The sequence below is a fragment of the Pelomonas caseinilytica genome, from assembly GCF_021353235.1.
Classification (GTDB): Bacteria; Pseudomonadota; Gammaproteobacteria; order Burkholderiales; family Burkholderiaceae_C; genus Pelomonas; species Pelomonas caseinilytica.
In genome coordinates this window covers 164,429-189,586 of the sequence record NZ_JAJTWT010000010.1, presented here as the reverse complement: position 1 = coordinate 189,586, position 25,158 = coordinate 164,429, and the positions used below count along the sequence as shown (strand labels likewise).

The 25,158-nt window shown below is 71.8% G+C and carries 4 protein-coding genes (1 of these 4 running past the window's edge); all 4 read right to left on the bottom strand.

Annotation, left to right across the window (positions count from 1 at the left end):
• Positions 1-6: 6 nt before the first annotated feature.
• Positions 7-2,157, bottom strand: coding sequence for a PqqD family peptide modification chaperone (locus LXT12_RS21105; protein WP_233394271.1), 2,151 nt, complete (start codon positions 2,155-2,157; stop codon positions 7-9).
• Between the two features lie 10 nt (positions 2,158-2,167).
• Positions 2,168-4,048 carry an efflux RND transporter periplasmic adaptor subunit gene (locus LXT12_RS21100; protein WP_233394270.1) on the bottom strand — a complete coding sequence of 627 codons (1,881 nt, stop codon included), beginning with the start codon at positions 4,046-4,048 and terminating at the stop codon, positions 2,168-2,170.
• Between the two features lie 136 nt (positions 4,049-4,184).
• Complete coding sequence (locus LXT12_RS21095) at positions 4,185-5,525, bottom strand: TolC family outer membrane protein (RefSeq protein ID WP_233394269.1); 1,341 nt, start codon at positions 5,523-5,525, stop codon at positions 4,185-4,187.
• Between the two features lie 47 nt (positions 5,526-5,572).
• A protein-coding gene (locus LXT12_RS21090; protein ID WP_233394268.1) for an Ig-like domain-containing protein crosses the window boundary here: on the bottom strand, positions 5,573-25,158 show its end. 22,711 nt of this gene lie beyond the right edge of the window; the window shows 19,586 of its 42,297 coding nt (coding positions 22,712-42,297); its start codon lies beyond the right edge, outside the window — the gene reads right to left on this strand; it ends in the stop codon at positions 5,573-5,575.

Here is a 25,158-nt window from a genome sequence, read left to right as displayed (position 1 = left end):
GCGGCGCTAGACATGCAGGGTCGACAGGAAGGCCCGGCGCAGCGCCCGCCAGCCCCGCAGGCCGATGGGCTCGGCCGGGTGCTCGAAGCGCACGTAGACACGGCTGCCGAGGAAGTCGTGCGGCACGTCGTAGGCCAGCTGCAGCTCGAACTCGAACACCGATTCCACCGTGCGCAGGCCCTGGTCGTCCTGCGGGTCGGTGACGAGCTGACCGCCGCCGTGGCTGCCGAGCACGGCGCTGGGCAGCTGGCGGCTGGCGGCGGGCACGCCGCGCACCAGCGTGGCCGGCCAGACCGCGCCCATGTACTGCGGCAGGCGCAGCTCGACCGCCTCGTGGCCCAGCTTGACGGTGTCGACGTCGGACTGCGGCACGACGACGCGCACCAGCGGCTTGTCGGTGGTGCGCAGATAGCCCACCACCTCGCCCTTGCGCAGCCAGCGGCCGGGCAGGTCGGCGGCCTTGTCCATCAGCAGGATGCCGGCGGTGCCGGCGCGCAGCGTCAGCTGGTCGGCCTCGTCCTGCAGCCGGGACAGGGCCGCCTGCTCGCGCTCCAGGTCCTTGAGCAGCTGCTGGGCGCGGGCCTGCGAGACCATCCAGGCCGCATCCACCTGCGCCTGCGCCTCCTCGACCTTGGCGGCCTGGGCCTGCAGCCGCGCGTCCAGCGCCGGCTCCACCGTCTGCACGACCGGCTGGCCGGCCAGCAGCACCTGGCCGGGCTGGGCCAGCACGCCCTGCACGAAGCCCGCCGTCGAGGCGCGCACGATGGCGCGCTCGGGCAGCCAGAGCACGCCCTCGGCCTGGGTGTGGTAGGGCAGGGGCACCACGAAGAGCAGCAGCAGGGCCGCGGCCGCCGTGCCGGCCAGCACGCCGCGCACCCGCGCGCCGCGGGCGGCGAAGCGCGGCGCCGTCAGCAGCGCGTGCAGGGCCTTGGCGAACGGCCAGGCCAGGCCCTGCGCCAGGCTGGCCACCGCCAGGGCGATGCCGATGAAGAAGAAGCGCTGCGCCACGAAGAGGGCGATGCCGAACGACACCGTCAGCCGGTACACCGCCGCCAGCGGCGCATAGGCCAGGAACCAGCGCCGCTCGCCGGGCGTCACGGGCATGGGGTCGTCGGGCACCACGCCGAAGAGGCGTCGCTCCAGCCGCTCCAGCGTGTACTTCTGGGCGCGCGGGCCGAGGTTGGGGATCTCGACCAGGTCGCTGAGGATGTAGTAGCCGTCGTAGCGCAGCAGCGGGTTGGCGTTGAAGAACAGCGTCGTCACGCTGGCCAGCACCGCCACGCCGTGGGCGATGCCGCGCGCCATGCCGGGCTCCAGGGCCAGCCAGGCGTAGAAGGCCAGCGCGGCGATGAAGAGCTCGGTCAGCATGCCCGCCGCGCCGACCAGGGCGCGCTGCCACTTGCCGGCGAAAGCCGAGGAGTTGCTCACGTCCACGTAGGGCACGGGGTAGAAGGCCAGCATCAGCACGCCGGCCTCGTGCACCTCTCCGCCGTGCCATTTGCAGGCCAGGCCGTGGCCCAGCTCGTGGGCGATCTTCACCAGCGGGAACAGCACCGCCAGCATCAGCAGGTGGCCCGAGGCCAGCCACTGGTCGCTGAAGTTGTGCGTCAGCTCGCGCCAATGCGAGGGCAGCATCAGCACGGCCGGCAGCACGACGGCCAGCCAGGCCAGCAGCATCCAGCGGCCACCGGCGGGGCGCAGCGCCGCGGCCAGGCGAGCCAGCAGGCGGTCGGGGTCGATGAGGGGGAAGCGCATCGACATCGGGTTGGCGAAGCGGCCCAGGCGCTGGCGGCGCTCGTGCTTGCCGCGCCGCTCGAACAGCTCGGCGGTGTCGGGCGTCACGTCGGCCAGCAGCAGGTCGGCCGCGTGCAGCTGGCCCAGCAGCTTGACGATGTCGGCCTGCGTGGGCGTCTCGTCCGTCACCTCGTGCGAGAGCAGGGCCCAGATCTCCTCCAGGCTGCGCCGGCCGTCGAAGAGGCCGATGACGCGCCAGGCCTGGGCGTTGAAGCGGTGGTGGCGTCCGCTGGCGCGGTCCTCGAACACATGCCAGACCTCGCCGCGGTACTCGTGGCGATGCAGGCGCACATGGCTGCGCAGCCGCGGGCGCAGGGCCGCGACGCGGTACCAGTACGGGGCCAGCAAGGCGCGGGCGGTCACGGGCGGGCCCTCACGGCAGCAGCTTCCACCAGGCCAGGCGCAGCCAGTCCAGCAGCGGGTGCGTCCACGCCCACAGCAGGCTGGCCGAGCCGGCGTCGATCTTGCCCACGCCCTCCATGTTGGGGCTGAGCTTGGGCGCAGCGCCGGCCAGCTCGGCCTCGACCCGGAACTGGTTGCGCCCCTCCTCGGGCACCGACACCGGCGTGATCTTCTTGACCGTGAAGGGCCAGCTCTGGCCCGGCAGGCTGGCCAGCACCAGGCTGCCGCCGGCGCCCGGCCGCACGTCGGCGATGTCGCGCTCGTCGACCTTCAGGATGACGCGCCAGGCGTTCATGGGCGCGATCTCGAACAGCACCTTGCCCTGCTCGACCGGCGAGCCGAGCTGCTGCGACAGGTCGCCCTTGACCACGATGCCGTCGAAGGGCGCCGTGATGGCCACCCGCTCCAGCTTGGACGTGGCCAGGTCGAGCTGGGCGCGGGCCTGGTTGGCCTGGGCGGCGGCCAGGCGCTGGTCGACGCGGTTGCCGCGGGCCATGGCCTCGCGCTCCTTGCGCTGGGCCACGTCCAGCTCGGACTCCCAGCGGGTCTTCTCCAGCAGCAGGTCCTTGTCCTCCAGCCGGGCCAGCAGCTGGCCGGTCTTGACCGCGTCGCCGGCGCGGGCCGGCGCCTCGCGCACATAGCCCTCGAAGGGCGCGACCGCGGCGCGCTGCTGGGCCCCCTCGACGAGGGCCGAGGCGCTGACGTGATACGGCACCGGCACCACCGCGAGCAGCAGCAGCACGACGGCCGCCACGGCGAGGCCCAGCTTGAGGGCCGGCCGCGAGCCGTCGGTGGCTGCGCCCAGGGCCGAGCGCAGGGAGCGGCCGAGCCGCGCCACGGCGCCCTGGCCCGCCTCGCGCTGCAGCACCAGCAGCGGCCCCACGGCGGGACCGAGGGCGTCGAGCAGCTCGGCCTCGCCGGTGCTGAAGGGCGTGTCGCGTTCCAGCAGCAGCACGCCGACGGCCTGATGCCCGGCCACCAGGGGCAGGCTGCACAGGGCCTTGGCGCCGGCCTCGTGGGCATAGCGGGCGTGGCCGGCGGTGATGCGCACGGCCACCTCGCCTTCTGCCGGCGGCGGCTCGGGCCAGAGCAGGCGCTGCTCCTGGTCGAAGGCCTCGTGCATGGCCTGCAGGGCCAGCGCGGCCTGCTGGCTGCGGTCGTCGGACACGGCGGCATGCGAGACGGCCTGGCGGCGCAGCGTCCGGCCTTCGGCCAGGGCCAGCTGCACCTGGTGGCAGCCGAACTCGCGGCCCACGGCGTGGACGAGGGCGATGCCGGCTTCGCGCAGGCCCGGCTCGTTCTGCAGGGCCAGCACGGTGTCCAGCAGCACCCGCGCCTGGCGGGCGCCGGCGTGGATGCGGGCCTGGTCGAGCTGGCGCATCAGGTCCAGCAGCCAGCCGGCGCCCCAGTGGGTCAGCTGGCGGGCGCGCTCGGCGTCGGCCGCGTCGGCCGGACCCAGGTCGAGGACGATCACGCCCGAGAGGCTGTCAGCCTGGCTGAGCGGGTAGGCCAGCAGGGCCTCGCCGGCGGCGTTGTGGCGCAGCACGCCGGCGCGCTGGCGCAGCGCCTCGGTGGCGACCTCGGCCAGGTGGCCCAGCTCCTTGCCAGGCGGCACGGCCGCCACGGGCGCGAAGGCGCCGTCGGGCTGGGCCATCAGCACCAGGCCGGCACGCGCCCGCAGCAGCGCATGGCAGAGCACGCCCAGCCAGGCCTGGGCGAGCTGGTCGCCGGTGCGGGCGAGGGCCAGCGCCTGCCAGGCGTCCAGCGGCGTGTCCGGCGCGGGGGGCGCCTGGAGCGTCGCGCCGGCCGGGGGGCTGGCTTCGGTGGCGGTCGGGGAGGTCAGCGTGGACATGGAATCAGCAAAAGGGCGACCCGCACGTTAGCGGCTCGCCCGGTGGGCGCGGAAGTGACACCCATTTCCGCATTCGTTGAGTCGCGGAATGCCGCGAACGCGGATTGGATAACCGAGATGGCGCGCGAGGAAGGCGTCAGGGCTTGGGGTTCACCATGAGGGCGTCCAGGCCGCGGAAGTCCTCTTCACTCAGCGCGCCGGCGGCGGCCTTGAGCTGCAGGCCGGCCATCAGCGTCTGGTAGCGGGCGGCGGCCAGGTCCTTGCGAGTGGCGAAGAGCTGCTGCTCGGCATTGAGCACGTCCACCCGCGTGCGCGTGCCGACCTCCAGCCCCCGAGTCGTCGACTTGACCTGGGTCTCGCCCGAGACCAGAGCCTGGCGCAGCGAGGTGTACAGGGCCGAGCCCGACTGCACGCCGAGGTAGGCCTGGCGGGCGTCGAGCCGGGCCTGCGCCCGGGCGTTGAGCAGCTCCTGGCGGGTGCGCTCGAGGTTGGCCACGGCTTCGCGGGTGCGCGAGTCGACGGCGCCGCCCTGGAAGACCGGGATCTGGATCTCCAGCCCCGCCGTGTAGTTGCGCGAGTTGCCGGGCGAGACGTAGGCCGTCGAATTGCGCTCGTTGGCGTTGAGCACGAGGTCGATGGTGGGCGCGCGCGAGGCGTGCTGGCGGTCGATTTCCAGCTTGGCGACCTGCTCGGCGGTCTCGCCCGCGGCCACCTGCAACGAGTCGCTCGGGGCGCGCTCCACCAGGCGTTCGGCCTGTTCCGCGGTCAGCACGTTGACGCCGGCCTCGGGGGCGACGGTGGCGAGAGGCGGCAGCTCGCGGCCGATGAGCTTCTCGAGCGTGCGGCGCTTGACCTCCAGGTCGTTGCGCGCCCCGATCTCCTGGGCCACGCCGAGGTCGTTGCGGGCCTGGGCCTCGTTCAGGTCGGTGATGCTGGACAGGCCGACGTCGAAGCTGCGCTTGGACTGGGCCAGCTGCTGGGCGAAGGCGTCGCGCTGGGCCGTCATGGCGGCCAGGGCGTCCTGGGCCTGCAGCACGTCGAAATAGGCCTTGGCCACGCGCAGCAGCAGGTCCTGCTCGGCCAGGCGCAGTTGCTGGTCGGCCAGCTGCGACTGCAGCACGCCCTGCTCGTAGCCGCGCATGTTGGCCAGGCGGAAGAGGGGCTGGTTGAGCGTCACGTTCCACGGCCGGTTGCTGTAGATGCGGCGCTTGCCGTCGATGTAGTTGGAGTGCTCCAGGTCGCGCTGGATGGTGGCGCTGGCGGTCACCGTGGGCAGCAGCCCGGCGCGTGCCTGGAACTCCTTCTCGCGGCCCGCCGCGGCCGTGGCCGTGGCGGCGCCGAAGATGGGGTCGTTGGCGCGCGCCTGCAGGTAGATCTCGCTGAGCGTGTCTGCGCCAGCCGCGGCGCTGGCCAGGGCCAGCAGGGCGGCGCAGGCGCGCGACGGGTGGCGGGCGGCGGGCAGGGCGGGAATGAACATGGTGGGGTCCTCGGGATTTCTTGTCGTCGGAATGGGGTGGAGCGGCGTCATGGCTTGATGCGCCAGCGGTTGACGGCGGCGGCCGGACGGTCGAGCCAGCCGGCCAGCCAGCCGGAGGCCGCATGGCCGGCGTTGCCGACCGTGCCGCGCTCCAGCCGCACGCGGATGGCGTCGGCCGCGGCTTCCTCCTCGTCTTCGGCGCGGCGGCGCCAGTGGCCGAAGGCCAGCACGGCCGCGCCGCCCAGGCCGCCGGTGGCGGACCAGCCGGCCTCCAGCACGTCGGGCTCGGTGGCCACCTCGGCCTGGCCGAGCAGGGCCGGGCGCTTGACCGTCATGCGCGCCTTGAAGGGGCTGCCGGGCTGGCCGTCGTCGTTGCCGTCGAGGATCTCGCCGTCCACGCTGACGAAGCTGCCACCGTCGGTGCGGATCAGGATCTCGAACTCGCCGTCCGGCAGCACGCCGCCCTCGGGCACGAAGAGGAAGCCCGCGCCGTCGAGGTCGACGACGAGGTGGCCGGCCAGGGGGCGGCCGTTCACCAGCACGACGAGGTCGCGGTTGGCGAGGCCGGCCGCCAGCGGGGCGCCGTGCGCCAGGGCGCGCAGGTCCAGCGCCTTGTTGAAGCGCAGGTGGATGCCGCCGGCCGTGGCGAAGAGCTCGCTCACGTAAAGCGCCGGGCGCTGGCCGGCCGAGGTCGGCTGGCTCTCGATCAGCTGGGCGATGGCCTCCGGCGTCAGCGGCTGCGGCAGGTTCTGCAGCGCCGGCGACAGGCTCTCCTGCGAGGCCCGCGCCAGCGGCTGCACGTTCCAGTGGGCCGACTGGCCGAAGCTGGTCACGCCGAAGTCCGCCGCCGCCGTGCCGCCCTGCGGCAGGCCGACGCGCAGCCCGTCGAGGCTGCCCGGCTGTGCCCGGCTCGTGCCGCCGCCTGCCACGCCGCCCGGCACGCCGGTGGCGGGCTGGGGTTGAGGCGCCGGGGCCGGCGTCGGGGTGGGCGCCGGCTGGGCCAGCACCGTCAGCAGCGGCGCGGCGTAGGCATAACTGCCGTCCTCGTCGGTGACGAGCAGGCGGATCTGCACGCCGGCCTGGGCCGTGCGGTAGACGTGGCTGGCCTGGGTGGCTGTCGGGCTGATGGCCTCGAGCTGGCCGTCGCCCCAGTCCACCACCAGTTGGGAGACCGTGTCCTGGCCGGGATCGGCCAGGGTGAAGCCCAGGGTGTAGGCCTGGCCGGCCTGCACGGTGGCGGCCCCGTCGAAGCTCACGGTCGGCACGACGTTGCCGACGTGCACGACGAAGCGGGCCTGGGTCTTCGCGCCCTGGGCGTCCGACACCTCGGCGGTGAAGGCCACGTCGGCCGGGCCATCGGCGGCGCGCCAGCGGATGCGGCCGTTGGCGTCGATGGTGGCGCCGGCCGGGGCGTCGCGCAGGGTGTAGGTCAGCGGGCCGGTGGAGTCGATGTCGCTGGCCTGCAGGTCGACGACGACCTGGCCGCCTTCGAGCACGCTCACGTCGGCCACCGGCTGCACGACCGGGGCATCGTCCACCGGCGTGACGGTGATGGCCACGTGGGCGATGCCGCTGTTGGCGCTGCCGTCGTTGACGCGGTAGCTGAAGCCGTCGCTGCCGAAGAAGTCGGCCGCCGGGGTGTAGCTGAAGCTGCCGTCGGGCAGGGCCACCAGCACGCCGTGGGCCGGCGGCGTCAGCACCTCCACGCTCAGGCTGCGGCCGGGGGCGGCCTGGTCGTTGGCCCGCACGTCGAAACGCAGGCTGCCGTCCTCGGCCAGCGTGAGGGTATCGTCCACGGCCACCGGCGCGGGCGCCGGGGCCGGGGTGGTGGGCGTCACGGTGATGCGCACCGTCGCGGGTGCCGAGGCGGCCTGGCCGTCGCCGGCGACGTAGGTGAAGCTGTCGCTGCCGGCAAAGCCCGCCTCGGGTGTGTAGACCAGGCGGCCGTCCGCCCCCACCGTCACCGTCCCGTGGGCCGGGCCGGTGGCGACGGTGGCCGTCAGCGCGTTGCCGTCTTCGTCGCTGTCGTTGGCCAGCACGTCGATGGCGACCGGCTGTCCCTGCAGCGTCGTGGCGGTGTCGTCCGCCGCCTGCGGAGCGTGGTTGGCCGCGGGTGTCACCGTGATGCTGACGAGGGCCGGCTGGGAGCTGGCCCGGCCGTCGTTGACCTGGTAGGTGAAGCTGTCGCTGCCGGCGTAGCCGGCTGCCGGCGTGTAGCGCAGCGTGCCGTCCGGCTGCAGGGCCACGCTGCCGTGCCGGGGCGCCGTCAGCACCGTCACCTGCAGCGGGTCGCCTTCGGCGTCGGTGTCGTTGGCGCGCACGTCGAATTGCACCGGCTGGCCGGCGCCCGTCGTGACGCTGTCGGGGTTGGCCACCGGCGCCGTGTTGGCCGGGCCGCCGGCCGGCGTGACGGTGATGCTGACCGTCGTGGGCTCGGACCAGGCCAGGCCGTCGCCCACGCGGTAGCCGAACACGTCGGTGCCGCTGAAGCCGGCGGCCGGCGTGTAGGTGACGCGGCCGTCGGGCAGCAGCGTCACCGTGCCGTGGGCCGGCTGGCCGGTGATGTCGATGACGAGGGCGTCGCCGTTGGCGTCGCTGTCGTTGGCGCGGGGGTCGAAGGTCAGCGGCGTGTCCTGGGCGGTGACGACGGCGTCGGCCTGGGCCACCGGCGCGGCATTCGCCGGCATCTTGTCGTCGAAGCGCACGTTGTCGACGACGACGCGGCTGCCCTGGGCGCCGAAGCCCAGCAGGTCGAAATAGACCGACACGCCGTGCGACAGGTCGGCATTGCCCAGGGCGATGCTGACCTGGAAGGGGCCGTTGGCCGGCGGCGCGGCCAGCAGGGTGCCATCCAGGGTGCTGAAGCGCACGCCGGCGGCGCGGTAGACCGAGCCGTCGGCCTGCAGGTTGAGGGCCGCGTCGGTGTTGGACAGGCCGATGCCGCCCTGCAGCGAGGCGTGCGTGACCGGGTCGATCAGCGCCACCTCGAAGGCGTCCTGCGGGCCGCCGGCCGGCAGGTCGAAGTGGGTCTGCACGACGGTGAAGGTCAGCACGGTGGCGCCGGCAGGCACGGCCGAGACGGTCTGCGTGAAGCGCGAGGCGATGGTCGAAGTCTCGGCGAGCACGGCCTGGCCGTTCTGCACCGAGGCCGCGCCGCTGACGCTCCAGCCGAAGCCGGCCGAGCCGGGGACCGCGTTGCCGAAGTCGCCGTTGGGCAGCAGGCCCGAGTTGGCGAGGTCGCGCGAGCCACCGAGGCTCACCTGCTGCACCGAACCCAGGGCCGTGGCGCCGCTGCGGGCGGCGGCGACGATCTGCGCGTCCAGCACCGAGGGCAGGCGGCGCTGGCCCAGGCCCAGGCCCGCGCTCATCAGGTCGCCCGCGGTGGCGTTGCCGGCGAGGTGCTCGCCGTCGGCGCTGAGGGCGGCGCTGAAGGTGTTGGTGCGCAGGCGGATGGAGCCGTCGGGCTGGGCGACGAGGCTGCGGTCGAAGCCGGAGAAGCCGCGCAGGAAGCCCAGGGTGTGGCCGATCTCGTGGGCCAGCACCGTGACGAGGTCGTAGCGGCCGGCGGCCGGGGAGGTCGCGCTGCCGTTGAACTCGCTGGCGTCCAGCGGCGTCGCGTCGACGAACCAGCCGTGGCCGTCGGCGTCGATGTCCAGCACGATGCGCCCCTCGGACGGCAGGCCGTTGGCGTCGAGCTGGGTGACATAGGCCTCGCCCAGTTCTCCGGTGGGCAGGTCGGCGAACGACACGCGCAGCTGCATGCCCGCGCCGGCACCGGCCAGTCGCCACAGCGACTGGGCCACGTCGGCCAGCTTGAGCACGGCGCCCATGTCGGGCGCGGCGAACTGCTGGGTCGTGGAACCCTGCAGGCCAACGAACGGCACGCCCTTGCGGATCATCTCGTCGGTGACGACGCCGGCGCGGCGGAATTCCTCGAAGAGGGCGTCCATCTGGGCCTCGGTGCGCGGCACGGCCGGCATGGCGGGCGTGACGAGATCGGGGCGGGCGGCGGCCAGCTCGGGGAAGCGCTGCTGCACCCAGCCGGGGTCGTAGAAATGGGCACCCGTGCGATCCAGCATGGGCGAGCCCGCGCCGGCGGTCTGCCGGTCGAGCGCCCTGAAGAAGCGGTCGCTCTGCATGCGGTCCGCGTTCGCCATCACCTGGTCGATCTCGGCCAGGCGCGTCGCCGTCAGCGGGTTCTGCACGGCGTCGCGGTAGGTCAGCGCCGAGCGGCCGTCGTAGGAGACATTGCTCCACTTCATCGCCTCGTTGCGCGGGTTCCAGACGCCCTTCTCGAGGGTCCAGGTGTTGTCCCAGAGGCTGGCGCCGTTGGTGCTGTCGAGGAGGTGGTAGTACTGCGAGGCGTTGCGCTCGCGCTGCAGCAGCTCGCCGGTGCCGTAGTCCATGCGGAACTGCGTGACCGATCCCGGCGCGTCGATCTTGGTGATGAGCGCCGCGTCGACGTAGCCGCCATGGACGGGATCCATGGTCGTGTGCGCGCCGTGCAGGAAGGAGGGCGTGTGGCCTTGCAGGGCCAGGGTCTCGTTCATGCGGTCGCCCATCGCCAGGATCTCGCTGTTGTTCAGCGTGTAGGTGACGACGCGGTTGTCCGCCGTGACGTAGGTCAGCGTGGCGCGGGCGATGTCCTGGTCGCCGCGGTAGAAGTTGCCGCGCATCCAGTTCTGGAACTTCTCGCCCAGCGAACCGCCCTCGGTGCCGAGGAAGGACTTGATGTAGCCGCCTTCCTTGGCGATCTTGTCCTTCATCGGCACGAGGCCGAAATAGGACTTGGCCTTCAGCGCCTCGGGCTTGGCCTCGAGGCCCATGCGGAAACCGAAGCGGTTGCCCGCGGCCGTGAGGATGTCGGCCGAGCGCACCTCCACGCGCAGCTTGCCCTGCACCATGCCCACCTCGTTGGCGATGGACATGCCGTCGCGGGCCGCGCGCTCGATCTCGGCCGCGATGGCGGCCTTCTCGCTGGCGGAGGCGGCGCTGACCGAGCCGAACTGCTTCAGGAACTTCTTGGTCGCGGCGACGGTCGTGTCGATCCAGGTCTTGTCATCCTTGCCCTTCTCGACCTTCTCGACGATGCCGGCTGCGCGGCGCGCCGCGGCGGCCTCCCGCTCCATCTCGGCGGCCTTGCGAGTTTCCTGGAGATTGTTGATGAGGGCGCGGGCACGGGCCTGGTCGGCCGAGACCGTCGTGGCGGCCTGCCTGGCCGACTGCACCGCCTCGTCGGCCGCACGGATCGCGTTGTTGGCCGTGGCCTCGGCGCGGCCCAGGGCCGCGTCGGCCTGGGTCTGGCGCACCAGGCCGTGGCTGAGCTTGTCGATCTCGCTCATCGAGTGGCCCGACTGCTCGGCCGCCCGCACGGCGGCCAGCTCGGCCTCGGTCGCGGCGCGGCCGAACTTGGACGCCTCGCGCTGCAGGCGCAGCTCGGCCATCTCCGCGCGGCTGGCGGAGCCGAGCTTCTCGATGCTCGATCCCAGCGAGCCCACGCCCTTGGCCTTGCTGACGATGCCTTCGGCGGCCAGCGGGTCCAGGAAGATGCTGGCGATGTCGGTCACGTCGCGCGAGGCCTTGGCGGCGTCGCGGTAGCCCGGCGACCACTTGTCGAAGACGCCGTCCTCCCATTCGTGCAGACGCGTGGTCAGGCCCTTGTCCGGCGAGATCATGCTGGGGATGCTGGCCAGCGAATGCAGGAAGTCGCCGCAGGGGTCGTTGAACTTGTCGACGATGGGGCCGATGGAGTTGTTGTAGAGCAGCTCGGCGTTCTGCCGGAAGGTCTCGTTGCCGGTGGCGGCGTACAGGCCCGCGTTGATCTCGCCGCCCACCACCTTGAGGCCGAAGTAGGCGACGTCGGCCGCGCCCCAGGCCAGGTCGGCGATGCCGGTGACGAAGGAGGTCAGGAAGTGGCCCACGGCCACGCCGCCGCCCACCAGCCCCTGTCCGACGGTGTCGACCACGGCGCCACCCACGCCCTTGGCGCCGTCCCAGAATTCGCTGGACAGGCCCCACGGGTCCATGCGCGTGACGGGGTCGTTCGCGGCATAGCGGTAGAGGTTGGCGTCGCCGCCGGCAAAGCCGCTCGGGTCCTCGCTGATGAAGCGGCCCGAGGCGGGGTCGTACCAGCGCGCGCGCAGGTCGTACAGGCCGAGGGCGGCGTTGTACTCGCGGCCGGTGTAGCTGAAGCGCGGCGCTGCGGCGGCCTGGGTCTGGCCCGTGACGAGGCCGAAGGCGTTGTAGCGCAGGTGGTCGACGAGGTTGCCGCTGGCGTCGACGACGTCGCGCACCGTGCCCAGGTGGTCGGCCAGCGACCAGGTCTGGCTCGCGCCGTGGCGCTCCATCAGCACCTGGTCGACGCGGTCGCCGTACATGAAGGATTGCTGCACCGCGCCCGCGCCGTCCAGCGCGAGGGCGATCTGGGCGCCGTCGTTCAGCAGGTGCTGCGTGACGGCCGCCCCCGCGCCGGCGCCGTCGGCATCCTCGGTCTGCTCGATGCGGCGGCCGAAGGCGTCGTACTTGAAGCTCTGGCTGTCGGTCAGCTGGCCCTGCGCATTGGTGATCGTCGTGGCGACGAGGCGGTTGCGCTGGTCCCAGGTGTAGCGGGTGACGGTGCCGGAGGCCGTCTCGGTGCGCGTGAGCAGGTTGCCTTCCGCGTCGTAGGTGTAGCTGTAGCGCGCATCGCTCAGCACGCGGTTGGCCTTGCCCGTCGTCGTGCCCGGGCCGGTCGGGTTGCCGTTGGCGTCGTAGCCGAAGGACTCGTCGGCCTGGAAGCTGAAGTCCACGCCAGTCAGCTGGCCGCGGGCGTCGTAGCTGTAGGCCGTGCTGCCGTCACTGCTGGTGGTGGCCACCAGGCGGCTGGCCACGTCCCACTGGTGGACGATGTCGTTGACCGTGCCGCCGGCGTTGGCGTGCTTGATCTCCAGCACCCGGCCGGCGTCGTCCCAGGTGTAGCGGGTCGTCACGGCCGCGGTGGCGCCGCCTGCGGTGTAGCGGTCGATGCTCAGTATCTGGCCTACGGCGTCGTAGCCCATGGCCACGTGCGCGCCCGCGCCGGCGGCGCTGCCGGCCTGGGCCACGTCGGTGAGGCGGCCGAGGGCGTCGTAGCTGCGCGTGGTGGTGAGCACGGCCTGGCCGTTGACCTGCTGGGTGGCGCTGGTCTGGCGGCCCGCCTTGTCGTAGGCGTACAGCGTCACCTCGTGCGGCTGGCCGGGGCTGCCGGCGTTGTCCTGGCTGACCAGGCGGCCATCGTCGTCGTAGGTGTAGGCGTAGCTGGCGTCGGGGTCGGTGACCGTCAGCAGCTGGCCGGCGGCGTCGTAGCCACGCGTGGTGGTGCGCGTCGTCTGGCCCTGGGCGTCCTGCCACTGCTCCTGCGTCTGGCGGTTCAGCGCGTCGTAGGTGTAGGTGGTGGTGCGGCCGAGGCGGTCCTTCTGGCTCAGCAGGTTGCCGACGGCGTCGAAGCCGAAGGTCGTCACCGCGCCGTAGGGGTCCATCTCGGCGACGCGGCGCGACAGCGTGTCGTAGGCGTAGTCGGTGCGGTAGCCGTCGGCATCGACGAGGAACTTCAGGTTGCCGAGGGCGTCGTAGCCGTACTGCGTCTTGCCGCCGAGCGGGTCGGTGCTGGTCAGCAGTCGGTTCAGCGCGTCGTAGGTCCGGGTCGTCACCTTGCCGAGCGGGTCGGTCGTGGCGACGAGGTTGCCGTCGAGGTCGTAGCTCCAGCGCGTCACGGCGGCCGCCTGCGGGCCGCTGCCGTCGGGGTCGGGCTCGGTGTGCTGCACGCGGCGGTTCAGGCCGTCGTAGGCATCGGTGCGCACGTGGCCGAGGGCGTCGGTCGTCTGCACCAGGTTGCCCACGGCGTCGTAGGCCATGCGCGTGACGCCGCCGAGGGCGTCGGTCACCTTGACGGTGCGGTTGAGCGCATCCTGCTCGTAGCGGGTCTCCTTGCCCAGCGCGTCGGTCTTGGACACCACGTTGCCCACCGCGTCGTAGGCGGTCCGGGTCACGAAGCCCATCGGGTCCGTGACGCTGGTGAGGCGGTTGAGGTTGTCGTAGCCGTAGCGGGTGACGCGGTTGAGCGCATCCGTGGCCTTGACGATGTTGCCGGAGGCGTCGCGCTCGAGGGTCGAGACGCCATTGAGAGCGTCGGTCACCTTGACCACGCGGTCGAGCGCGTCGTACTCGGTCAGCGTCGTGCGACCGAGCGCGTCGGTGACGCTCGTGCGGTTGCCCTTGATGTCGTAGCCGTAGCGGGTGACGGGAGCCGCCTGCGGGCCGGCCGCGCCGTCCGGGTCGGGCTGGGTCACGCGGGTGAGGCGGTAGAGGTTGTCGTAGGCGTAGGTCGTCGCCTGGCCGGCCGCGTCGACGCTGGCCACCAGGTTGCCCGCGGCGTCGTAGACGCGCCGGCTGGTCTGGCCCAGGGCGTCCTTCATGCTGACGTTGCGGTTGAGGGCGTCGTAGCCGTACTCGGTCACGTGGCCGAGCGGGTCGCTGACGGCGACCAGGTTGCCGACGGCGTCGTACACCATGGCGGTGGCCGGCGCGGCATCGGGGCCGTTGCCGTCCGGGTCGGGCTGCAGCACGCCGACGCGGCGGTTCATGCCGTCGTAGGCGTAGTGCGTGGCGCGGCCGAGGGCGTCGGTGGCCGTGACGAGGTTGCCGACGGCGTCGTAGGCGAAGCTGGACACGCCGTCGAGCGCATCGGTCACGGTGAGCGTGCGGCCGAGCTTGTCGTAGGTCGTCTTCGTGCCGTGGCCGTTGGCGTCGATGCGCTCGATCTCGCGGCCATTGGCGTCGTAGCGGTACTGCGTCACCGGCGCGGCGAGCGGGCCGGCGGCGCCGTCCGGGTCGGGGCCGGTCTGGCTGACCAGGCGGTCGAGCGCATCGAACTCCCGCAGCGTCGTCTGGCCGGCGGCATCGGTGATGCGCACGATGTTGCCCACGGCGTCGTAGCCGACGCTGCTCGTCTGGTTGAGCGCATCCTTGGTGGTGACGCGGCGGTTGAGTTCGTCGTAGCCGAAGGTGGCCACGCCGCCGGCTGGATCGGTCACGGTCAGCAGGTTGCCGACGGCGTCGTAGCTGTAGCGCGTGACCGGTGCGGCCAGCGGGCCGGCGCCGTCGGGGTCGGGCCGGGTGGTGGACACCAGGCGGCCGAGCCTGTCGTAGGCGTAGTGCGTGGCGTTGCCGAGCACGTCGGTCGAGACGGTCAGGCGGCCGACTTCGTCGTAGGCCAGGGTGGCCGAGTGGCCGTCCGCGTCGATGGTCTCGATGCGGCGGTTGAGCTCGTCGTAGCCGTACTGGGTCACGCGGCCGAGGGCATCGGTGCGGCGCAGCAGGTTGCCCATGGCGTCGTAGTCGAAGCGCGTGACGGACGCGGCCTGGCTGCCGGCGCCGTCGGGGTCGGGCGCGGTGATGCTGGTGACGCGGCCGAGGGCGTCGTAGGCCGTCGTCGTCACGCGGCCGAGGGCGTCGGTGACGGAGGTCACGCGGCCGGCGGCGTCATAGCCCGTCTTCATCACGCCGTTCAGGGCGTCGACCATCTTCACGGCACGGTTGCGCTCGTCGTAGGCGTAGGTCGTGACGGCGCCGACGGCGTCGGTCATCGTCAGCAGGTTGCCGACGTCGTCGTAGGTCATCGTCGAGACGGGCGCCTGCTGGGCGCCGCTGCCGTCCGGGTCCGGCTGCTCGACGCGGATGGCGCGGTCGAGGGCGTCGTAGGTCGTCACGGTGCGGCGGCCCAGGGCGTCGGTCGAGGCCACGATGTTGCCGACCTTGTCGTATTCCAGCGTGGACGTGCCGTTGAGCGCGTCGACCAGCTTCACCTCGCGGTTGAGCTTGTCGTACTCGTGCCGGGTGACGTGGCCGTTGGCGTCCTTGACGGTCAGCACCTGGCCCAGGGCGTTGTAGGTGTAGGTGGTGACGGGTGCGGCCTGCGGGCCGGCCTGGCCGTCGGGGTCGTCCTCGGTGATCTTGAGCGTGCGGCCCTGGGCGTCGACGTCGTAGCGCGTGCGGCGGCCCGTGGCGTCGATGGTCTCGATGACGTGGCCGGCGGCGTCGTAGTGCAGGCTGGAGGTGTGGTTCAGCGCATCGATCTTGTCGACGCGGCGGTTCAGGCCGTCGTAGGTGAACTTGGTGACGTTGCCACGCGCATCCTTGACCTGGACGAGGTTGCCCTCGGCGTCGTAGCTCATCAGCGTGACGGGCGCGGTCAGCGGGCCGCCGCCGTCGGGGTCGGGCTCGGTGAGCCGGGTCAGGCGGCCGAGGAAGTCGTAGGCGCGCGTCGTCGTGGCGCCGGTCTCGTCGGTCGTCGTCAGCAGGCGGCCGACCTCGTCGTAGCTCTGCGTCGTGCTGGTGTCGTCGGCGTAGGTGGTCTTGGTGAGGCGGTTGAGGGCGTCGTAGGTGTAGCGGGTCTCGTGGCCGAGGGCGTCGGTGACGGACAGCAGGTTGCCGCCGGCGTCGTAGGCGAAGTGGGTCTTGGGGCCGTCGCCGCTGCCACCGCTGGGGTCGGGCTGGATGACCTGGACGCGGCGGTCCTGCTCGTCGTAGACGTAGCGGGTCGTGCGGCCTTCCTCGTCGGTGGAGGCGATGAGGTTGCCGACCTTGTCGTAGGCCATGCTGGCCACGCCGTGCAGGGCATCGGTGCGGGAGATCTGGCGGTTCAGCGCGTCATAGCCGTAGCCGGTGGCGTGGCCCTCGGCGTCGACGATGGTCACCACGTTGCCGACCGCGTCGTAGCCGGTCTCGGTCACCGAGGCGGGCGAGCCGCCCGAGCCGGGCCGCTTCTCGCTGACGCGCCGGTCGAGCGCGTCGTAGAGGTACTCGGTGCGGTAGCCCAGCGGGTTGACGATGGCCTTGAGGTTGCCGACCTTGTCGTACTCGCGCCGGGTCACGCCGTTCTCGGCGTCGGTCATCTTGACCTGGCGGCCGACCTTGTCGTACTCGTAGGTCGTCTTGTGGCTGTTGGCGTCAGTCACCTCGATGAGGTTGCCGACGGCGTCGTACTTGAAGTGCCGCACCGGCGACACGGAGGCGCCGGTCGTGCCGTCCGGGTCGGGCAGCGTCGTCGTGACCAGGCGGTTGAGTTCGTCGTACTCGTTGACCGTCGTGGCGCCCAGGGCGTCGACGAGCTTCACGACGTTGCCGTTGGCGTCGTAGCTGCGGGTCGTCGTGTGGTTGAGCGCGTCCGTCGTCGAGACGAGGCGGCCCATGGCGTCGTAGGCATAGGTCGTCGTGTGGCCATTGGCATCCGTCGTCGCGACCAGGCGGTTCGCGGCGTCGTAGGCCATCGTCGTGACGGAGGCCAGCAGCGGCCCGTTGCCGTCCGGATCGGGCCGGGTGATGCTGACGCGGCGGTTGAGCGCGTCGTAGCCGTACTTCGTCACGCGGCCGAGCGCGTCGGTCGACGAGATCAGGTTGCCGACGTCGTCGTAGGCCCACTGGGTCACGCCGCCGAGGGCGTCGGTCTGGCGCACGGGGCGGTCGCGCAGGTCGAACTCGGTCTTGGTGGTGTGGTGCAGGGCGTCCGTGCGGGCGATGACGTTGCCGACCGGGTCGTACTCCACCGTGCTGACGCCGTGCAGCGCATCCTCGACGGCGATGACGCGGTTCATCGAGTCGTAGGTGAACGTCGTCACATGGTTGTTGGCGTCGGTGATGCTCGTGCGGTTGTTGGCGGCGTCGTAGGTGTAGCTGGTGGTCTCTCCGTTGGCGTTGGTCTGGCTGAGCAGGCGGCCGCGCGCGTCGTACTCGAAGTGGGTGGTGTGGCCCGCCTCGTCGGTGACGTCGCTGGGCAGGTTGCCGCCGTCGTCGTAGGCGTAGGTCTTCTCGCCGTCGAGCGCGTCGGTCTGCTTGACGATGCGGTTGCGCAGGTCGTATTCGTACTCGGTCTTGTTGCCGCGGCCGTCGGTCAGGGTCTTGAGATTGCCGCTGGCGTCGTATTCGCGCTTGGTGGTGTTGCCGTTGCGGTCCTTCGTGCTGGTCAGCCGGCCGAGCGTGTCGTAGGTCATCGTCGTGACCTGGCCGAGCTCGTCCGTCTGCGTGAGCATGTTGCCCGCCGCGTCGTAGGTGCTGCTGCGCTCGCCGGCTTCCAGCGGCCCGCCGCCGTCGGGGTCGGCCGTCTTGGTCGCGACGACGCGGTTCATCGCGTCGTAGCTGTACTCGGTGCGGTGGCCGTTCTCGTCGGTCATGGCCGTCACGTTGCCGGCCAGGTCGTACTCGTAGGTGCGGAAGGAGGTGTCGGGGTTGCGCACCTTGGCCAGGCGGCCGAAGTTGTCGTAGAAGTAGGCCGTCTGCCGCCCCATCGCATCGGTGGAGGTGCGCAGCATGCCCTGCGGCAGGTAGGCGTAGAGGGTCTGGGTGCCGTCGGCGTTGGTGGTGCCGAGGTTGTTGCCCTTGGCGTCGATCTGGTAGTGGGTGCTGTGGCCGAGGGCGTCGGTCGTGCTGGTCACCCGGTGGAACTTGCCGTCGTAGGTGAAGCTCGTCGTGCCGATGGCGTCGGTCATCGTCAGGCGGTTGCCCTGGGCGTCGTAGGTCGAGGTCACCTCGCCGCCGTCGTCGTCGATGGTCTTGGTGACGTTGCCGTGCTCGTCGCGGACGAAGGTCTCGCGCGCGCCGAGCGAGTCCTCTTCCTTCAGCACCCGGCCGTGCTCGTCCATGGTCTGGGTGCGCACGTTGCCGTTGGGCATCTCCAGCGTGGCCTTGAAGGTCTCGATCCTGGCGGTCGAGGCCTGCACGGTGTGGGCCTTGTCCAGCGTCAGCGCCGGGTCGGTCAGGCCGTTGAGCTGCCAGGGCTTGACGTGGGTGACCGTGCCGTCGGCGCGGTCCACCTCCACGAGGCGGCCGCTGACCGTGTCGTAGACGTGCACGTCGGTCGCCCCCAGCTTGCTGGTGGACGTGGTCAGGTGGCCCTGGGCGTCGTAGCCGTAGCTGTTGAAGGAGGCGTCGGGGTCGACGACCTTGACGAGGTCGTTGCCGCTGTAGATCAGCTTGGTCACGCGGCCGGCGGGGTCGGTGATGCTGGTGACGTGCTTGCCGCTGTAGCCGAACTGGGTGGCCAGGCCGACCGGATCGGTGATCTTCACCAGGTTGCCCTGGCTGTCGTAGTCGTATTGGGTGGCGTTGCCGTAGCGGTCGGTCACCTTGACGAGGTGGCCGGGCTGCGTCTTGCCGGTGGCGGCGTCCTGGGTGGGCGTGGTGTAGGTGTAGACCGTGCCGTCCTGCAGGGTGCGCTCGAACTCGCCGGCCGCATTCTTCTTCAGCGTCGTGAAGTTGTCGTCGGCGCCGATGTAGACGTCCTCGGCGGCGAGCACGCAGGTCGAGGTCTGCAGCTCGGGCGTGCGCGCGTGGTTGAAGTGCTGGCCGTTGCCGTTGCCGTCGAGGACGGTGACACCGCCCTCGGCGTCGAGCGTGAGGGTCTGCAGGCCTTGCAGGCTCCAGCCGCGGCCGAAGGCGCTGTCCACGCCGTTGGTGTTGAGCCGTGTGCCGCCGGTGACGCGGTCCTTGCCGCCCACGTGGGCAACGACCTGGTACTGCACGTTGCCCGCGGGCAGGCCGCTGAAGTCCACCAGCATGGCCGCCGTGATGGTGTTCTGGCCAGCCGGGACCTTCCAGTACTGCGTTGGCGTCGTGATGCTGCTGCCGTCCTCGCCCGTGGCGACGACGTGCACCGCCATGATGAGGCTGCCGTCGGCGGCGAGTTCCTCGGGGGCGGCGTGCGGCTTGTAGGCCGCCAGCTCGGCCCCCAGGTCCTCGAAGCTGAAGTTGAGGATGTGGCGCGGGTCGGCGGCGAGCGAGTCGTAGCTGAGGGTGAGCTGCTGGGTCTGGCCGAGCGACTGGTAGGACACCAGGGCATGCGTCTCGTTGACGACGCCGCTGTCCATCTGCACCGTGGAGCCGACCTGGTCGGGCGGGCAGTTCTGCGGGTCGCCGACGATCTTGTCGAGCAGGTCCTTCACGCCCATGTCGTTGCGGTCGTTCAGGGCGCTGCTGCGGCCGAAGTCGAACTGGTTGACCACGCGGGGGCCGGGCGCCACCTCGGTCGGGTGGGCCGACAGGCCTTGGGCCGAGCCGCCGGTGGCGAAGGGCGCGTTGGGCGAGAGCTGCACGCCCGGCGGCACGCCATTGGTGTAGGGCACCCGGGCGGTGATGTTGTTGTTGGCGTCCCAGGTGACGATGTACCAGTTGCCCTTGGCGTCGCGCCAGTAGGGCAGGACGTTGTTCTGGGCGTCGATGTAGTGGCCGTAGCCGTCCATCACGTAGGGCACGCCGAAGGTGTATTCGCCGCGGGCCGTGTTCGCGCCGATGACGCGGTAGTCGGCCTTGATGTCCATGTTGGTGTTGAAGCCCTGGAGATCCTCCTGCAGCGGGAGGATCTCGGCGTTGGTCGTCAACTGCTCGATGGGGAAGCGCGCCATGCGGTCCTTCTGGGCCTGGCTGAGCGCGCTGTTGTTGTAGATGTCCTCGACCTGGCCGATCAGGTTGACGAGGTTGTAGGCCATGACGGCGCCGGTGGTGCGGCGCACGCCGCCCGGGGCGTTGGGGTCGGCCACGGTCACGTCCACGCCGCGGTAGGCGGCGAAGAGGTAGTTGTAGCCCGAGGCCAGGGCGAGGTTGTCGAGCACGCCCAGCGGGATGGGCGTGGTCGCGGCCAGCAGCTGGCCGTCGCGCACGATGCCGATGTTGCTGCCGCTGGGCTGGCCGCTGCCGGGCGAGGTCAGGGCGTAGTCCGGGTCGGACGAGGGGATGCCCTGCTGGTAGCGGTCGTAGCCGGCCACCAGCATGTACTCGGGGTGGGAGTGGCCGAGCACGCTCTTGAAGGTGTCGGCGGGGATGACGATGACGTCGCTGGCGTTGTTGACGTCGAAGCTGTCGCTTGTGCTGCCCAGGGTCAGGCCGTTGCCCTGCAGCAGGGCGTGGGCCGTGCCCAGCGGCGAGCCGCTCAGGTCCTTGACGTCGATGACGCTGACGGCGTCGTTGTTGTCGAAGTAGCGGTTGGTGAAGAGGATGCGGTCGGGGTCGCCCGAGTTGCGCAGGGCATAGGTCTCCTGGCCGGTCGGGATGAGGCCCAGCACCTCCCAGTACTTCTTGGGGTTGGGGCCGCTCGGGTTCTCCGGCTTGTCGGCCTCGTCCACGTTGATGACGTAGACGGCACTGGCGTCCGAACCGGGGACGGCCTGGGGCTGGCCGTAGCCGGAGCGGTTGGGCGCGGCGACGTACAGGCGCTTGCCATCCTCGCTGACGACGAGTTCGCGCAGGCCGAAGGGGGCGGGGCCGACGTCGATGGTGCGGACGAACTGGTTGAAGGTCGGCGACGCCGGGTTGATGTCGACGACGTAGATCAGGCCGTGGCCGATGGGGCCGCCGCCCTGCGGGTCTTCCTCGGTGACGTAGGCGTAGTGGTTGCTCGGGTCGAGCGCCACCCAGTAGGGGCGCGAGCCGCTGGGCAGCTTGATGATGTTGCTGGCCGGGTCGGCGGCGTCCTTGATCTTGACCTGCTGCATCGCCACCAGGTCGACCAGGGCCAGGCCGTTGCGGCCGTTCGGGTTGCCGGAGACGGTGACGTAGGCGCGGGTGTGGTCGGAGGTCAGCGCCGTGTCGCGCGGGTAGTAGCCCACCGGGATGGTGGAGACCAGCTGCAGCGCTGCGGCCGGGTTGGCCGCGCTCGGGTCGCCCTGGGTGAAGAGGGCCACCTGGCCGGCCGTGCGCAGGGCCGAGACCACGTAGCTGCCCGGCGCCGGCATCTGCACCGGCGCGCTGAGGTAGGCACGCTCCAGCGGCTTGATGGTGCCGGTGCACTCGTCCCACTGCGGCACCTGGTCGACGCGGGCCACGGTGATCTTGGCCAGGCCGAGGATGACGGACTGGGGCACCTGCACGGCGACGTGCTCCAGGCCATTGGCGTCGGTCGTCACGCTGCCGACGACCTGGCCGATCTCGGTCTGGCCGTTGAGCTGGAACATCACCTTGACCTGCGAGCCCAGGCTGGCGCTGGGGCTGCTCGCAAAGTGCTTGCCCGTCAGCACCATCACCGGCGCCATCTGCCCGTTGACGTTGCGGAACTCGAAGCCCTCGCCGAGGATGACCGGCGACTGCGGCACCGCCGCCGTCGGCTGGTTGATGGCGACGTTGAAGGTGGTGACGGCGCCCGGGTTGAGGCTCACGCCCACCTGGGTGACGATGGGCAGCCCCTGAGCCGGGATGGCGACGATGTGGAGCTGGCTGACGTTGAAACTCACCGCCAGCGTCGGGGCGTAGGTGGCCACGCCGCCGATGCCGGGCGCGGCGATGAAGGGGATCATGCCGATGGGCACGTTCACGGTCAGCACGCCGTGTGCCAGGCTGACGCCGGGGCCGGCCATGCCCAGCATCCACACGCCGGAGTTGGTGACGCCCGGCCACGGCGGCGAGCTGGTGCGGGCGATGTGGTCGGCGCCGACGACGGCCACCTCGTCCTCGAACCACTTGCCCTCCATGTCGCCCTGCTCGTTGGGCAGGGCGGCGGCACGGAAGAGGTAGAGCCGCGTGCCCACCGGCACGCTCTCGGGCACGGGGATGGCGAGCTGCGCCGGCGTGGCGAGGGTTTCTCCGCCCATGTCGATCTTGAAGGCGCTCAGGAAGTTGAAGTCCTGCGGCACCTGCATGGGCAGGGCGGACTGCTCCACGCGGGCGATGGAGACGGTGCGGGGCGTGTCCATGGCATTGGGCGCCACGGCCATGACGATGCCGTCGGCCGTGGCGACCGCGCCGCCGAGGGTGCCCATCGTGGTGCTGCCGATGTCGGGCGCGCGCACGCGCACCGGCACGCGGAACTCGGCGCCGTTGTAGACCACCGTGACCTCGGTGTCACCCACCGCCAGGCCGTGGATGACGCCGGCGGCGTCGACGCTGACGACCTGGTTGTTGCCCGCCACGTAGGCCGTGGCGGCCGTGACGTTGTCGCCGCCCTGGACGCTGACGGTCAGCGGCTTGTAGCCGGTGCCGGGCACCAGGGTGACGGCGTGGGGATAGACGTCCAGCCCGCTGAAGACCTGCAGGTTCTCGAAGGGGTTGGGCTGGCCGAGCACCAGGGCCGTGGCGGCAGCGATGCCACCGCGCTGGGCGGTCAGCATCGAGAAGCCCTGGGCCGTGGAGATGACGGCCTGGTTGCCGACCAGGCGGGTGGTCGCGGGGTTGCTGACGGACAGGGTGACGTAGCGGCTGTCCAGCACCACGCCCTGCTGGTCGGCGAAGTCGCCGATCACCGTGGGCAGGTAGCGCGCACCCAGGGCCAGCGTCGGGTTGCGCTGGGCGAAGTCGAGGTGCAGCAGCGCGGCGTCGCTGACGTGGACGGTGATCGTGCCCGCGGCGGACTGGGTGAAGCCGTCGTCGGCGATGACGGTGAAGCTGGCGTCGCCGGCAAAGCCGGCCTCGGGGCTGAACAGCACGCGGGTGCCGTCGCCCGACAGCGTGGCCACGCCGTGCGCCGTCGAGACGATGCGGTAGGTGAGGGCGTCGCCCTCGGGGTCGCTCAGGAAGGAGGCGACCGGCACCTGCGTCGTCAGGTCGACGTGGGTGAAGCCGGAGCCGGCCCCGACGGTGGGGCCCTGGTTGGGCGCGAAGCCGAGGTTGGCGAACAGCAGCTGGGCGTCGGCGGCGTTGACCACGCCGTCGCGGTTGATGTCGGCCGCCGCGAGGAAGGCGGACTGGCCCGCGCTGCTGCCACGCGAGGCCATCAGGGCGGCGGCGTCGCTGCCGTCGACGCGGGCGTCGCCGTTGACGTCGCCCGCGGCGAAGAAATGCAGCTTGTAGTCGCCGGCGCCGCTGCCGGTGACGCGCAGCGTCTTCAGGCCGTCGGCCGTGATGCGGAAGATGGCGAAGCTGCCTTCGGCATCCGTGCCGGTGACGACTGGGACGGCCCCGTCGATGACGGGCAGGGCCGGCGCCAGCGAGCCGCCGGTGGCCTGCAGGCGCACGCCGAGCAGGAAGGCGCCGCCCTGGGGCAGCTGCACTTCGCTCGGACGCACGGCCAGGGAGTACAGGGCCTGCTGCCCGGCGGACAGGCTGCCCGTCACGTCGTGGGCGAGGTAGCTCAGCGCCGCGCCGAGGTCGGCGGTCAGCGGCTGGACGGAGACCGTCGCGCCGTAGCCGATGGACTCGCCGCCCTGGCCGGTCTGGGCACCACCGGGCACGGTGGCCAGGGTCAGCAGGTGGCTCGCCGGGTCGGCATAGCCGTAGCGCTGGGACGTGCCCTGCGAGAGGTCGCGGGCAGACACGAGGTTACCCGCGGCGTCGTAGGCATAGTCGTGGACACGGCCGTCGGGCGTGGTCAGCCGCGTGAGGCGGCCCTGGGCGTCGTTGGTGAAGACCACGGCGTCGCCGCCGGGGCCGGTCACGCCGCTGCCGTTCACGTCGAGGTGCACGCCGTCGGCATAGGTGATGCCGGTGACGCCGGTGCCGACCTTGAGCTCGTAGCGCGTGCCGGCCGCATCGACCAGGGTGTACTGGGCGCGGTTGCCGGCGAGCGAGGCCGGGTTGTAGGCGCCGCCGTCGTCCAGCGAATAGAACTTGCCGGAGGCCTGCTGCAGCGGCTGGCTGGCGGACTGCAGCTGCCAGGTCACGCCGGCGTCGGGCATCCAGCGCGGCTCGTAGTAGGTGAAGCCCTGGCCGACGACGGCCACGGGCTGGAAGGTGAAGCCGACACGGCCGCCGTCGGGGGTGTCCACGAAGACGCGCGTGCCCCAGCGCAGCGGGTTGTAGACGCCGCTGGCTTCCGAGCCCGTGTCGGGCACGTCGGTGGTGACGCCGAGGTCGCGCCAGGCCAGCTTCCAGCCGTTGCCGAAGCTGCCGGCCTCGTCGGCGGCGAAGGAGTCGTAGCGGCGCGTGAAGTCCAGCGTGTGGCCGGAGAGGGTGACGCTGAAGTCCGTGTTGCTGCGGGTGTAGCGGCCGGCGTCGCTGGCGGCGTCGAGCTCGAAGGCGGTCGTCGCCTCGGCGCTGCGGCCGGCGATGTCGGTGGCGGTCAGGCGCAGCTGGTAGAAGCCGCGGCCGTAGCGGGCCGGGTCCAGGCTGGCGAGGGCGCCGGCGAGGGGCCCCGTGCCGCTGGCCAGGGTCGTGAAGTGGGTGCTGCCCGTGCGGGCGATCTCCAGCGTCCAGCGCTCCAGGTTGCTGTCGGCGACGCTGCCGGTGATGGACAGCGGGCCGGTGATGCGGGCGCCGCCGAGGGCGCTGTCCAGCGACACGACGGGCGCGCTGTGGTCCAGCGGGTCGCGCACGCGCAGCAGGGTGGTGCTGGTGGCGGTGTAGCCGTCGAGGTCGGTGGCCGTGGCGGTCAGCTGGTAGATGCCGCTGGCCGGCGCGGTGAAGACGGCATGGCCATTGGCGTCCAGGGCCAGCGGCGCGCCGTTGATGGCCAGCGTGCGACCGGCGATGGCGGAGTAGGCGTCAGCCAGCACGTTGAGGGCCACGGGCTGGCCCGGCACGGCCGGGAAGCTGGGGGTCAGCACGATGGTGGGCACCGGGCCGGCCGGCTGGGCCGTGACGCGCAGGGCCAGGCCGTGCTCGACGGTGGTGATGCCGTCGCTCACGCCGACGACGGCGAGGTAGTCGCCGACCTGGCCGGCCGTGGGCGTCCAGGTGATCTGGCCGGTGGCCGCGTCCAGGC

Bases quoted from the DNA above. Each gene is read 5' to 3' on its own strand.
- LXT12_RS21100 (WP_233394270.1), bottom strand. From the start codon at position 4,048: ATGTCCACGCTGACCTCCCCGACCGCCACCGAAGCCAGCCCCCCGGCC.
- LXT12_RS21095 (WP_233394269.1), bottom strand. From the start codon at position 5,525: ATGTTCATTCCCGCCCTGCCCGCCGCCCGCCACCCGTCGCGCGCCTGC.